The organism is Polaromonas vacuolata (genome assembly GCF_012584515.1).
GTDB lineage: Bacteria > Pseudomonadota > Gammaproteobacteria > Burkholderiales > Burkholderiaceae_C > Polaromonas > Polaromonas vacuolata.
Window position 1 is genome coordinate 2,148,368 of record NZ_CP051461.1, and the last position, 14,408, is coordinate 2,162,775.

Annotated in this window: 10 protein-coding genes; 1 reads left to right on the plus strand and 9 read right to left on the minus strand. The window is 51.0% G+C overall.

What is annotated here, in order from left to right; all coding sequences use genetic code 11:
• Window positions 1-3 precede the first annotated feature (3 nt).
• The 4 genes from HC248_RS09830 to HC248_RS09845 are packed head-to-tail and all read right to left on the minus strand — an operon-like array spanning window position 4 to window position 4,087.
• Window positions 4-840, minus strand: coding sequence for an ABC transporter permease (locus HC248_RS09830; protein ID WP_168922313.1), 837 nt, complete (start codon window positions 838-840; stop codon window positions 4-6).
• A gap of 1 nt (window position 841) precedes the next feature.
• On the minus strand, window positions 842-1,765 hold the full coding sequence (locus HC248_RS09835; protein ID WP_168922314.1) for an ABC transporter permease: 924 nt from the start codon (window positions 1,763-1,765) through the stop codon (window positions 842-844).
• Window positions 1,766-1,769: 4 nt separating this feature from the next.
• Window positions 1,770-2,945 carry an ABC transporter ATP-binding protein gene (locus HC248_RS09840; RefSeq protein WP_168922315.1) on the minus strand — a complete coding sequence of 392 codons (1,176 nt, stop codon included), beginning with the start codon at window positions 2,943-2,945 and terminating at the stop codon, window positions 1,770-1,772.
• An 8-nt stretch (window positions 2,946-2,953) separates the two neighbouring features.
• A complete protein-coding gene (locus HC248_RS09845; RefSeq protein WP_168922316.1) occupies window positions 2,954-4,087 on the minus strand; it encodes an extracellular solute-binding protein in 1,134 nt (377 codons plus the stop codon).
• Between the two features lie 205 nt (window positions 4,088-4,292).
• On the opposite strand from HC248_RS09845, the gene HC248_RS09850 reads away from it, so the two are divergent.
• Window positions 4,293-5,012: a helix-turn-helix domain-containing protein gene (locus HC248_RS09850; protein ID WP_168922317.1), complete on the plus strand. Its 720-nt coding sequence runs from the start codon at window positions 4,293-4,295 to the stop codon at window positions 5,010-5,012.
• A gap of 499 nt (window positions 5,013-5,511) precedes the next feature.
• On the opposite strand, the gene HC248_RS09855 is transcribed toward HC248_RS09850, so the two are convergent.
• From HC248_RS09855 to HC248_RS09875, 5 genes are all read right to left on the minus strand, one after another.
• A complete protein-coding gene (locus HC248_RS09855; RefSeq protein WP_168922318.1) occupies window positions 5,512-7,980 on the minus strand; it encodes an adenosylcobalamin-dependent ribonucleoside-diphosphate reductase in 2,469 nt (822 codons plus the stop codon).
• 181 nt (window positions 7,981-8,161) lie between these two features.
• Window positions 8,162-8,980: a transglutaminase family protein gene (locus tag HC248_RS09860; RefSeq protein ID WP_168922319.1), complete on the minus strand. Its 819-nt coding sequence runs from the start codon at window positions 8,978-8,980 to the stop codon at window positions 8,162-8,164.
• A 58-nt stretch (window positions 8,981-9,038) separates the two neighbouring features.
• Window positions 9,039-10,001: an alpha-E domain-containing protein gene (locus HC248_RS09865; RefSeq protein WP_168922321.1), complete on the minus strand. Its 963-nt coding sequence runs from the start codon at window positions 9,999-10,001 to the stop codon at window positions 9,039-9,041.
• An 11-nt stretch (window positions 10,002-10,012) separates the two neighbouring features.
• On the minus strand, window positions 10,013-11,542 hold the full coding sequence (locus tag HC248_RS09870) for a circularly permuted type 2 ATP-grasp protein (RefSeq protein ID WP_168922322.1): 1,530 nt from the start codon (window positions 11,540-11,542) through the stop codon (window positions 10,013-10,015).
• A gap of 199 nt (window positions 11,543-11,741) precedes the next feature.
• Window positions 11,742-14,315 carry a DNA internalization-related competence protein ComEC/Rec2 gene (locus tag HC248_RS09875; protein ID WP_168923776.1) on the minus strand — a complete coding sequence of 858 codons (2,574 nt, stop codon included), beginning with the start codon at window positions 14,313-14,315 and terminating at the stop codon, window positions 11,742-11,744.
• Window positions 14,316-14,408: the final 93 nt, after the last annotated feature.

Genomic DNA, 14,408 nt, shown 5'->3' on the forward strand with positions numbered 1-14,408 from the left:
AAGTCACTTTTCTTGCTGTTCCAGTCTTTGCCGCCTTTGCCGACGCAGCATAAGCAGGCTGTAAACAATGATGCCTATAGACACCGTTGCAATCAGCAGCGTAGCGGCAGCATAAACCGAAGGATTCAGGCCGCGTCTGGCGTAGCTAAAAATAACCTGTGGCAGCGTTGTCACGCCTGGGCCAGATAAAAATTCTGAAATCACCACATCATCAAAAGACAGCGTAAAAGTAAGCAGCCACGCTGACACCAAAGCAGGTGTGATACATGGCAAAGTAACCAGAAAAAATACTTGCACGGGCCGGCAACCTAAGTCTTTGGCCGCGTCCTCCAGCGACAAATCCATCTCTGCCAAGCGCGACTTAATCACCACCGTCGCATAGGCCATGCCCAACAAAGTGTGGCCTATGACAATCGTCGCCACGCCGCGCTCTGGCCAACCAATGGCGCGTTGCACTGCGACAGAAAGCAGCAGCAGCGACAAACCAATAATGACCTCAGGCATGACCAGTGGCGCATTGACCATTCCATAAAACAAGGTGCGGCCTGAAAAACGCTTGTAACGCACCAGTACGAAAGCTGCAAAGCAACCCAGTAGCACTGAGAAACAAGCCGTAATCAAAGCCACCTTAAGCGAGAGAAAAAATCCGGCGACAAGCTGAGAGTCATCCACCAAAGCCTGATACCAACGCAGAGAAAATCCGGTAAAAACACCGTCTTGCCGGGTGCTATTGAATGAAAAAACAATTAAAAAAATCAGCGGTATATTCAGAAACAAAAACACCAAGCCCAGCCACAAGCGAGCCATGTTTCTTTGCAACCAGTAATCCAGTGCTCGCATGTTAAACCCGACTTTCATCTTGACTCGCATTGCTGTAGCGGTAATACAGAGCCAGGGGCAACAAGATAAGCACAATCATCACAACGGAGAGCGCTGCAGCACGCGGCCAGTTATTACTGCTAAACATCTCGTCCCACACAACCCGACCAATCATTAAGTTTTCAGCCCCGCCCAAAAGAGAGGGAATCACAAACTCACCGATACAAGGGATAAATACCAGCATAGAGCCGGCAACAATACCGCCACGACTGAGCGGCACAGTCACCAACCAAAACGCAGACCAAGCGCTAGCGCCCAAGTCGTGTGCCGCCTCCAGCAAACGCATGTCCATCTTCACCAAGTTGGCATACAGGGGCAAAATCATAAAAGGAATGTAGACATAAGTCATGCCTATCAACATAGACACATCGGTATAAAGCATGATTAAAGGCTGATGAATAATGCCCAGCGCAAGCAAAGCGTTATTGATAATGCCTTGGTCAGCCAAAATACCTTTCCAAGCATACACACGCAATAAAAAAGAAGTCCAAAACGGCAGCATCACCAGCATTAAGAGCGCTGGCCTAATCGTGGGTTTGGCACGTGCCAAAAAGTAAGCAAACGGATAACCAAAAATCAAACAGAAAAAAGTAGTGAGAAAAGCGTATTTGAGCGAAGTCAGATAGGCCTGCAAATAAAGCGTGATGTCGCTTTGGCCATCACTGAAAATCGAGATGTAGTTTTGTGGCTTAAGCAGTATTTTCAAACTGCTGGGCGCACTTTCAAAGAGTGGCGCAAATGGGTCTACCCCATTGCCCATATCAGTCACGCTGATACGCAGCAAAATCAAAAATGGCAACGCAAAAAACAGTAGCAACCAAAAAAACGGCACGGCAATCACAAAGCGCCGACCAAGTTGAAACTGAAAATACTTAAACAAACTCATGGCGCTACAGCGTTAACACCACAGGCGAGGCCGCATCCCACCAGAAATACACTTGGTCGTTCTTATCTATCGGGCTGCTGTCTTGGCGCGCGGTGTTTGACTGAGTAATACGTATGCTTATTGTTTGAGACAAAGACTGCACAGCATCATTGGCATTGGCCACAGCCGTATCCACAAGAAAGCTGCTGTAGCTGCCAAAGTAAGCGATTTCCCGCACTTTGCCAGTGAACAAGTTAACGTCAACATTTGGTCTAGATTTAGAAAGATGGATTTTTTCGGGCCGCAGAGAAACGGCAGCCGGCATGCCTAGCGAGCCACTCACCCCATGACCGACGTGAATCACACCTAAATTGGTTGTGAGTTCACAGCAATCAGGCTCATCAAGGCTTAACTGGCCTTCGAACAAATTGACATTACCGATGAAGTCCGCCACAAAGCGGCAATTCGGATGCTCATAAATTTCTCGTGGCGTTCCGACTTGCAGAACGCGTCCTTGGCTCATCACCGCAATACGCGAGGCCATAGCCATTGCCTCATCTTGATCATGGGTGACCATCACACAGGTCACACCTACTGATTGCAAAATATTGACCAGCTCGAACTGCGTTCTCTCACGAAGTTTTTTATCTAACGCGCCCAAAGGCTCATCGAGCAACAGCAGTTGCGGCTTCTTAGCCAAACTGCGTGCCAAAGCGACGCGCTGCTGTTGGCCGCCTGAGAGTTGATGCGGTTTTCGTTTGGCAAAGCTTTCAAGCTGCGTCAGGGTGAGCATTTCGTCAACACGCACGGCGATTGAAGCCTTGTCCATGCCTTCGCGCTTAAGACCGAAAGCAATGTTGTCCCAGACATTGAGATGAGGAAACAATGCATAAGACTGAAACATCATATTGATGGGCCGCTCATGCGGCGGCAAACCCACAATATTTGCGCCGCCCAACACAATGCTGCCGGCGCTAGGCTTTTCAAAGCCCGCCAACATACGAAGAAGTGTCGACTTACCGCAGCCAGAACTGCCGAGTAAGGCGAATACCTCACCTTTACGAATCGACAGACTGACTTCGTCCACCACGGCAACGCCGTCGTAGCGCTTGACGAGTTTTTCGGTGCGTAAAAATCCAGCGACAGGCGCGTGACCAAACTCGGGCGTGTAGTTATCCAATGCGGATGGGGCTTGCGACATTCAAGTCATCAGCCTTTTTTAAAACGGGTAAAAACATTGCTCATGGATTCGCGTGCCGCGTTGCTAAAGCTAGACGGTACCAGCATTTTTTCAAGATTTGTTGAATCAGGAAAAACGGTTGGGTCCTTGGCTATTTCAGGTTTAACCAATGCCAAGCTAGCCTTGTTGGCAGTAGCGTAGCCGAGCTCATTGGTCAGCGAAGCGGCAACATCGGCTTGGAGAAAATAGTTTATGAAGGCGAGTGCATTTTTCGGATGTTTGGCGTCTTTGGGGATGGCCAGATTGTCAAAAAATATCAATCCACCGGTAGACGGCAGCAAGGCCTCGACCTCATTACCATTTTTATTCTCAATCGCCCGGGCGCGCGCAATATTGATGTCGCCAGCCCAGCCGAGTGCGACGCAGGCCTTGCCACTGGCCAAGTCATCAATCATGGTGCTAGAGAAAAAGCGTATGTCTGGCCTAACCTTGGCCAACATGGCGCCAGCGGCTTGATGATCGAGCGGGTCGTTGGAATAGGCATTTTTACCAAGGTAATGCATAGCCGGCGGTATCACCTCGGTGGGCGAGTCGAGCAACACAATGCCGCAAGTTTTTAGTTTGGCGGTGTAGAGCGGATTAAACACCAGCTCCCAAGCATTGACCGGCATAGGCATAGTGCCGAGTGCTTTGGCAACCTTGGCCTTATTAATAGCCACTGTCGTAAAGCTCCAAGCCCAAGGCACTAGGTAGTCATTACCCGGGTCAATAGCGCCCAGCTTGGCCATGATGGCAGGGTCTAAATTTGTGTAGTTAGCGAGCTTGCTTTTATCGAGCTTTAGCAATAAGCCAGCGTCAATTTGCGGCTTGGCAAAAACTGCCCCCGGCACCACGATGTCGTAGCCCGAATTACCGGCGACTAACTTGGCTTGCAATGCCTCGTTGTTCTCAAAAGTTTGGTAGTTGACCTTGATACCGGTCTCTTTAGAAAAATTAGCCACCATGTCTTTGGCTATGTAGTCTGGCCAGTTGTAGACATTGAGTATTTTTTCCTCGGCACTGGCTAAGGCCGGCGCGGGCTTTGCCGCGACAGGTGCATCGTTTTTGCCACAGGCGGTCAGCGCAATGACTGATAAAGATATAGACCACAAATACTTATTCATGACGTTCTGAGTCCTTTAAAAGTAACTATAAGAGCTGCGCCGCTTATCACTGCGCAAATTAAATCTGCCAGATTGTAAGAGCTTAGTGGGATTGTTTTCAAAGCAATTTGCGGACCATGACGGTCTATGAACAGACTTAAAAATAAATGATGTGTTTTTCAAAAAAAAAGTGTTAAAAATTCACACACAGATAAAAATAATTCACATGAATAAACCATCCAATACCGTGACTTACTCAAAATGTAATCTTCGTGGATTTTGCATACCAGCCGGTCTCAACGACAAGGACTATGCACGAATTGACGAGTTAATCACCGTCAGGCAACGCGTACAGCGCGGCCATTACTTATTTCGGAACGGGGACAAATTTAGCTCACTGTATGCCATTCGCAGCGGCTTTTTCAAAACTTGCGTCGCTACGAAAGATGGTCGTGAACAGGTCTCAGGTTTTCAAATGGCCGGTGAGATCACAGGTCTAGACGGTATTGTTAAATCTGAACACAGCTGTGATGCGATTGCACTAGAAGACGCGGAGGTCTGCGTCATTAAATATGAAAGCGTACTAAAAGTCGCGCAGGAAATGGACGTGTTTCAACACCATATGTATAAAATTTTAAGTCGCGAAATTGTGCGCAGTGCCAGTGTAATGTTGCATTTAGGCAGTCTGCGAGCGGAAGAACGCGTGGCAACATTTTTGCTCGATTTAACGCAGCGCTTGCAAGCACGCGGCTTCTCAGAATCAGAAATAGTGCTGCGCATGACGCGTGAAGAAATTGGCAGTTATTTAGGCTTAAAACTTGAAACTGTGAGCCGTACTTTTTCAAAGTTTGCCCGGGACGGTACGTTAGCAGTTAAGCAGCGTCACATCCGAATACACAAACCAGAAGAACTCATGCGCATCGCCAACCATCAGTTCTGCCACTGATTTAGGCGAATCACACGTTGCAAATTTTGCAATGCAGTAAGCGCTTGATATGAGTGAAGGTTAAGAGCAGTTATAAGGCCTAAAAAAGTCGAGCATCACAGCTTGCTTAAAAGCAAGCGTGAGCTGTTTTCAAAACCAAAGAATAAACAGTTGTAGCACCGAATTCTGATTGCAACCGATGACTCTAACTTGTCACACAACGCGGTTGAGAATTGCCTGTAAATTGTTTGTATCACGAGTGCATATGTTTTTTTACTTAAAGTCGTTCTCCGCTATCCGGTGATCTATTTAGAGGAAGGTATGACCCTCCCACAGGACGAGGTAGCTAAGATTGAAAAAAAAGTAGACACCGGCGACAAAAGACATCGTCGTCGTTATCAAAACTGAAGCTTAAGATTTACGACTCAAAGCCAAGGCGATCACTACAAGTTCTGATTTGATTGCAGAAACCAACATCAGAACGGTTTAAAAGCAGCGCACCAAAGATCAAGAAAACACCTTAACCGCAAGCGCCCACAAATCCGCACTGCGTGCAGTACTCGCAACCATCTTTGCGGATTACCGCATGTGCGCCGCATTCATCGCACTTTTTGCCAGCCATTACGCCGGGCCCGGATGCGGGCGTTTCTGCCACAGCATCAATTCCCGGCAACGATGGCGTGCCGCTACGGCGTTCGAGAATGTTTTGCACCGCGTAAGCAATCGCTGCGACTTCAGAGTCATGCCACAAAGGTATCAAACTACCGTCTTCACGCGTGCGCTGACCTAAGCGGACAGGACCTCTGTCCCAAGCGACTTTGCGCATATCGCTCAAAGCCCGGTCTAAAAAGCCGCCGCGCGCAGCCAGCGACAGCAAGCGCATGCTGGCTGTTATCCACTGCTGCGACTGCGCGTTCTGTCCAACCGGCATAAAAAATTCAATCGCACGATCAGAAGTGGCCGAACTTCCTTGCTGTGCAACAGGCAGGAAAGACACCACCAGATACAGAGTCTGCTGACCTTCGTGCGTCCAATATTCAACTTTTTCAGCTACCGCATCTAGCGCACCTTTAGGCCGACTCTCGATTACGCTGCGCATTGGGTCTGCAGTCGCCGCCACTACAGCGGGAGCGATCGCAGCGACAGCTGTTGGCGTAGCCGGCGTAGTGGATGTTGTGGGCGTGACAGACAGCACAGAGCCCAAAATATCATTGGGTCTATAAGTCGCCATGCCCTTTAGCCCGGCGCGCCAAGCTTGTTGGTAGAGACTCTTAAAACGGTCATAAGGATAGTCAACCGCGATATTGACGGTCTTAGAGATGGCAGTGTCCACAAAGGGCTGAACCACTTCCATCATCGCTATATGGTCTTCAGCGCTAAGCGCTAAGGCAGTCTCAAAGTAATCAGGTAAATTTTTGACATCGCCGCCCATTGCTTGATACAGACGCCAAGCATGGTCTTGCACCTCATACTCAGTGTGACCGCCGTTAGACTCGCGTTTTTTGCGCGTGTATGTCCAAGAAAATGCGGGCTCGATTCCATTCGACGCATTGTCGGCAAACGCCAGACTGACAGTACCAGTAGGCGCAATCGACAACAAGTGGCTGTTGCGTATGCCGTGTTTGCGAATCGAGGCTTGCAGATAATCCGGCAGGCGGCTGGCAAAAGTACCCGGCTCAAGATAAGCCTTGGCGTCGAACAAGGGGAATACGCCCTTTTCTCGTGCTAAGGCGACCGAGGCGGTGTAGGCGCTGTCGCGCATGCACTCTGCAATCCGCTTTGCCGTATCACGGCCCTCGGGTGAGCTGTAACGCAGACCAAGCATGACCAGCGCATCACCCAAGCCAGTAAAGCCAACACCAATACGACGTTTAGCTTGGGCTTCTGCCTGTTGAGCCGGCACTGGCCAATGTGTGAGTTCGAGCACATTGTCTAGAGCTCTGACTTGCAGTGCGACAGCGCTGGCGAAACTTTCAAAGTCAAATGAGGCTTGCGTGTCTTTGGCGAAGGCGTTGCGTACAAAGCCGGTCAAAATCATAGGCCCAAGATCACAGCAGCCATAAGGCGGCAGCGGCTGCTCGCCGCACGGGTTTGTGGCGCTGATGGTTTCTATGGCGCGCAGATTGTTGTCTCGGTTAATTTGATCTAAAAACAAAATACCGGGTTCGGCAAAGTCATAAGTCGAGCGCATAACGGCATCCCACAACGCACGTGCTTGCAGCGTCTGGTAGACCCAAAGCATGTCCTTGCGCTGATGCGCACCATCAGCACAAAGAGCTGCATTGGGCTGCTTGACATGGACTAAGTCCCAAGTTTGATCTTGTTCTACAGCATTCATGAACTCGTCGCTCACGGCGACAGAGACATTGAAATTGTTCCAGCGACCCGGCGTGCGTTTAGCGGTGATGAACTCCATCACATCCGGATGATCTATGCGCAGCACACCCATCTGGGCGCCACGTCGGGCGCCAGCGCTCTCTACCGTGGCGCAGGACTGGTCAAACACATTGATGTAGCTGCAAGGACCAGAAGCCGTAGACGCCGTGCCGAGAACACGCGCGCCGCGTGGGCGGATACGGGAGAAGTCATAACCCACACCGCCGCCTCGGCGCATGGTTTCAGCGGCTTCGCGCAAGGCCTCGTAAATGCCGGGATAACCCGCATCATCTACACCTTGAATGCAGTCGCCGACGGGTTGCACGAAACAATTAATTAAAGTGGCCTGTATGCCGCTTCCTGCAGCGCTCATGATGCGGCCAGCACCGATGGCACCGAGGTCCAAGTTGCGGCGAAACAGTTGCTCGTACTGCTCGCGCTTTTCCGGCAGTTCAATGCTGGCCAGGGCCTTGGCTACGCGATCAAACACATCTGAGGCCGATTGTTCGTTACCTTTGAAATACTTCTCTCGCAGCACGTCTTCGCTAATTAGCTGAGCCACCATGCTTTTGTTAGCCAAGGAGAGATCTTGTATTTTTAATCGGGAATTCATATTGATACTTTCTTGCACGCTACGCGTCGCACTGCTTGGTAGTCACAGTGACGAGCGGCGAATGTTGTGTGGGATAAACCAAGTATAGGATTAGCCGATTAACAGGGCTTGCACCGGGTCAAGCAAAAATCTCAGCCCAATGATTTCACAAATGATGGTCGCGAGAAAATACAAAAGATGCTCATACCTGCACGATGCTTATGCTTACCGTCATACTTTCCTCACCCCCGCCCTGCCGCACGCCTTTAATCGGCGGGCAGGCGTTGTAATCAGTCCCCATCGCGAGGCGTATGTGGCGCTGATCAATCAGGCAACTGTGCGTCACGTCAATACTGACCCAGCGCCGCGAGGCGACATCTAGGCAAACATCGACCCAAGCATGACTGGCCAAATCGGGCTCGTTTGCGGCGTAGAAATAACCACTGACATAGCGAGCTGGATAGCCCAAGCTACGGCAGACGGCAACCATGACGTGGGCTTGGTCTTGGCAAACACCGGCACCGGCCTCGAATGCTTGCATGGCAGTGGTGCTGACGTTGCTGCTGTTTTTACGATAACTCACCGCATTCGCCACACCCTGACTTAAGGCCAGCAAAGCCTGCAGGTCAGCGCTGCCGTCCACACTTTGGGCTAAAAATTGGCGGCCAAATTCAGCCAGTTTGAAATGCGGCTCAGCCAGTGCGGTTGCGCGCAGATAGAAATACGGTTGGGGCAAATTAGGTGCATCGACGAATTCGGGCACACCCAAGGTTTCAATATCGCCAGCAGCGTTAACCAGACTCCAGCGAACGTTGTCACTCTCGCTCGCCACCAAGGTGTAGTCTTCAATCGTATTACCAAAGGCATCTTGCTGACGAAACAGTTTTTTCGGCGCGCCGACACTCCAAAACAATACGTTTTGAGACGGGCCGGACGAAGGCGTTAGCCACAGTGTTTGCAGCGCGTAACGTAGCGGCAAGGTGTAGCGGTAATCAGTGACATGGCGGACGTGAAGTTTCATAGGCGGCTCATAGCCAATCGATGCCGCATATGATTTATAGCCACTTGAAAAATAATACTCAAGCCGTCACCGGCACCAAAAATTCACGGCTAATGTGTGCACCCAACTCGTTGACACGGTCTAAAAATTGTGTCAAAAAGGCATGTAATCCGGTTGCCAAAATTTCGTCGATGCGGGCATATTGCAGATCGGCGCGTAATTTTCCAGCACGGCGTTGAGTCTCGCTAAACGTGTCATTCGTGACCAACGCCAAATTGGTAATGACTTCATTTAAACAACCTAGCAGCGAGCGCGGCATATCTGGGCGCAATATCAGCAATTCGGCCACGCATTCCGGCTTGATCACATCGCGATAAACCTTACGGTAGACCTCAAACGCAGAAACGCTGCGCAAAATCGCACTCCAGTGATAAAAATCATATTCCTGACCGTGGGCATTATCGACACCAAAAAAGTCACCATGCACGGCGTTGAATTTGACATCCACCAATCTTGCGGTGTTGTCAGCGCGCTCTAAAAATGTGCCGAGACGCAAAAAGTGAAACGCTTCATCTTGCAGCATAGTGCCCATGGTGACGCCACGCGACAAGTGAGAGCGAAACTTGACCCATTCAAAAAATTGCGCTGGGTCACGCTCAAAATCACTGCCCTTGAGCATGCGTGAGACTTCCAAATAGGTCTGGTTCTCGGTCTCCCAGACTTCTGTCGTCAAGGTGCCGCGTACGGCGCGTGCGTTTTCTCTGGCATTTTTCAGGCAAGAGATGATGCTTGAGGAGTTTTTCTCATCCCTCACCATGAAATCCATCACATCGCGCGGAATGATTTTTTTGCCGTATTTGGCGGCATAACTTGGCGTGAGTTCGCTAATCGTGAGCAAACCTTCCCAGCCGACTTGAGCGACAGCGGCGGATTGGGGCAACAAAGAAGTCTGATAGTTGACGTCGAGCATACGAGCGGTGTTTTCAGCGCGCTCGGTGTAACGGGACATCCAAAATAAATGGTCGGCAGTGCGTGAAAGCATGGTCTAAATCCTTAGCTTTGAGCTTGTGTCGTGGTGGGTGCCATGGCTGGCATAGGCGGCATGGAGGACATCGGTGTCATTGGATTCATGGCCGGCAAACTAGCGCCAGCCTCTATCACCCAAGTGTCTTTTGTGCCACCACCTTGGGAGGAATTCACCACCAAAGAGCCTTCTTTGAGTGCCACCCGAGTCAGGCCACCCGGCACGATTTGCACGTCTTTACCACTCAGCACAAAAGGCCTTAAGTCCAGATGGCGTGGCGCAATACCGCTTTCAACATAAGTTGGACAAGTCGATAAACTCAGCGTTGGTTGAGCGATGTAACCGGACGGGTTGGCCAGCAGAGCGGCGCGAAACTCCTCAATTTCTGCTGCCGTCGAAGCAGGCCCCACCAACATGCCATAGCCACCTGCTCCATGCACTTCTTTGACGACCAAATCTTTCAGGTTGGCCAAGGTGTATTTGAGGTCTTCCGTGTTGCGGCACATAAAAGTGGGCACATTTTTAAGAATGGGTTTTTCGCCGAGATAAAACTCAATCATTTTGGGCACATAGGGATAGATGGACTTGTCGTCAGCTATACCCGTGCCTATCGCGTTGCACAAAGCCACATTGCCGCTGCGATAAACGTTGAGCAGGCCGGCGCAACCTAAAGTGGAACTTGGCCTAAATGCCAGTGGGTCGAGGAAGTCGTCATCGAGCCTGCGGTAAATCACGTCAACACGTTTGGGTCCGCGCGTTGTGCGCATATATACGAAGTTATCTTTGACGAATAAGTCCTGACCTTCAACTAATTCAACACCCATTTGTTGGGCTAAAAACGCATGTTCAAAATACGCCGAGTTATACATGCCTGGGGTAAGCACAACCACAGTTGGGTCGGCGGTTGCCGGTGGTGCTGAAGCGCGCAGCGTCTCTAACAACATGTCGGGATAGTGGGCTACTGGAGCGACGCTGTTTTCGCTGAATAAATCAGGAAACAGACGCATCATCATTTTGCGGTTTTCCAGCATGTAGCTCACGCCGCTAGGCACGCGCAAATTGTCTTCCAGCACATAGTATTCGCCTACGCCGGTGGCGTCTGGTGCGCGAACAATATCGATACCGCTAATTTGCGAGTAGACATTGTTCGGTACATCAACACCCATCATTTCAGGTCGGAACTGAGCATTTTGGAAAATCTGCTCGGAAGGCACAATACCGGCCTTGAGAATTTCTTGATCGTGGTAGACGTCGTGGATAAAACGATTTAATGCTGTGGTGCGCTGTATCAAGCCTTTTTCCATGCTGACCCACTCATGGGATGGAATGATGCGAGGTATCAAGTCGAACGGTATTAGTCGCTCTGTACCAGAGCCATCTTCATCTTTTGCGCCATAAACAGCGAAGGTTATGCCGACACGTCGAAAAATCATCTCAGCTTCAGCGCGCTTGGCCTTCATGGTGTCCTGCGGTTGGCGCAAAAGCCAGCGTTGATAACCTTGGTAGTGCGCTCTAACACTGTCTGCGCTTGCATTCATTTCATCAAACATCTGACTCATGTCCTTTTTATCCAACGGGGTTGTTTAGGCAGGTTTTCCCTCGACTTTAGCCTGCAATTTGTATGCCAAAGCTTTAAGCCCAACTATTTTTTTTACTATCGGAAACCTCTGACAAGTCAATGCCAACAAGGCTTACAGCTTAATGACTCTATGGCCTAAACACCTAGGGTTCACCCTCGGTGGTGCGATCAACTTCACGTCAATCGGATCGTATTAATGGTTTAGCAATCAATTCCTGCATAGGCACTTGATGCTGCCAATAATGCGGCTCTAATTGACGCTGACACAATATCTGCAAAGGCTGACTGCTACGCCACAAAGCTGCGCCACACGAGGGTGAGCGAAAAACTTGCATACCGCGATCCTCGTAACGCTGCATCACACTGCTCGCGGGGTGACCAAAACGGTTGCGATAACCCGTTTGAGCCAGCGCCAACGGCGCCTGAACAGCATCAAGGAAAGCAGCACTAGACGAGGTCTTACTGCCATGGTGGGGTACTAGCAAAAAGTCAGCCTTGAGTTTGACTTTGAGAGCCGAATCACTGAGTAAGCGACGTTCCTGCGCCACCTCCATATCACCGGTTAACAAAGCGCTGTTCACACCATTCGAGACGCGCAACACACAACTCATGGCATTTGGTTTAAGGCTTTGCGCGTAATCAATTGGCAGTGGATTGAGAATTTCGAAATCCACCCCATCCCAGCGCCAGTGCTGACCTGTTTGGCAACGCTTTGCAGGGCGTAAGGCCTGCAGTGTATGGCCATCCTCAATCGAGCTGAGCAAACTAGCCTGAGGCTGCATCGTCAGAATTGCCGCTGCACCACCAGAATGATCAATGTCGCGGTGGCTAAGCACCAGCATGTCGATGCGTTCACCCAACGCTCTGAGCAGTGGCACTAAAACCCGATTGCCGGCATCGCTTTCGCGCGAAAAGCGCGGCCCGCTGTCATAAACAAGACTGTGGTGTTGGGTTCGCACCAACAAAGCATTGCCCTGACCGATGTCAGCACCAAGCACGTCAAACTGCCCAGTATTTGGGCGTACTGGTTGCCATAACAGCACCGGTAGCATTAAAGGCAAACCTAAACCGCGCCAATGCCAAGGCAGCTTCATGGCCATCAGCAAGCCTCCCATCACACCGGCTACTGCGCACCACAAAGGAGCAGCCGCAACGTTAATACTGGCCCATGACCAGCTAGCTAGCCACTGCAAATAAAGCGCTAACGCACTGGCTGCAAGGGCTGCAGCATCCCAGAGCGGTGACCACAGCACACCCAGCATAGCCAAGGGCGTGAGCACCAATGTCACCCATGGAATCGCCAACGCATTAGCCAGCAAGCCGAGCACCGAAACTTGGTTAAACAGCAACAGTGAGAGCGGCGTAAGCGCCAGCGTAACCACCCACTGCTCGCGCGCGGCCTTGGCCAGCCCCGCCAAGGTTGACTTAATAAAGCCAACAACACATAAGTATCCACGTCCCCAAATTGATCTTACGCAGAGGTCTGTAGTTTGCGTATTTGTCTGCCTTGGCCTTACAGCGCCCGATTCGGGATCGCTGGCGAACAACACGCCAACGGCAACAAAAGAAAGCCAAAACCCAGCTTGCATCAAGGCCCATGGATCAAACATCAACACCAGCGCCATGGCCAACAACCAAACCAAAGGCCATGGCCATTGGCGTGCACTTAAGCGAAGCAGCATCACAGTAGCCAACATAAGTATGGTGCGCTGAGCCGGCACACCCCAACCCGAAAATAAGGCATACAGGGCAGCCAGCCCCAAGCCGCCGAACGCACCCGCAGTGGGTGCCGCCAGCCACAGACAAAGTCGCCAGCCTAGTTGCGCAGAGCGCTTCCACAAAGCGTTGATAAGGCGCGCCGCCAGCCAAGCGAACATGGTGATGTGTAGACCCGAAATACTCATTAAATGCGCCACGCCGGTAGCCCTAAACACCGCCCAGTCGTGTTGATCTATAGCGCCCTGATCGCCCACGACAAGCGCCGCCAACATACCCGCGAGTTGACGATCTGCCACGCGCTCAAAAATAGCCTCCCGCACCGACTGGCGCGCCCGCTCCACCGGATGGGCCCAACTGTCGCTGATTTTTTGTGGCGCAACGTCACGCAGACCTGCACGCACATAAGCGCTGGCTTGCAAGTTTTGCTCCCATAGCCAGAGTTCATAGTCAAAGCCGTAAGGGTTGCTCGCGCCGTGAGGAGCTTTTAAGCGCAGCGTCATGCGCCAGCGCTCACCAGCCCTTAGCACTTGGGGTTGTTGTTCCAGCTCGAACAGAGTTTCTGGCAATAGAAAGCTAGGGGTGCTAATGGAATTAGAGGAGTTAGATCCAGCTTGCGCAGGCACAGCAAACTGACCTAGACCAAAACCGCTGTACCAGCCTACATAAATTTGCGCTGGCAATTGCACTGGCTGACCGGCCAGCAGAGCCGTCTCTGTCTGAAAGCGAAAACGCAGTGCGTCTTCTGACACTTCAGGCATGGCTTGGACGAGGCCCGTCACCACAATATCCTTGCCCTCCAGCGCTGGATTGAGTGCAGTGCGAAGAAAAATAACGCTACGCAAACCCGTCAGCCCAAAACTTAGCGCTAAACACACTGCCAGCGACAAAGCCCAAGACAACGCCAACGCTGGCCCAGCCCTAGGGTTGCCCCGCCTTTGCAGCCAGCAAAGCCATAGCAACGACAGCGCCGCAAAAACTAGGTTGGCGAGGTAAACGTTGACCTCAAAAAGGCTAGCTTGCCTAAGCTGCAACATCACACCTGCGATCAGACCGAACAAAGACAAAAAGGTCTTACCCAAATGTGCTGTTGCGCAAAATGCAGAGCATAAAAGTTGATTAAAGAGCAG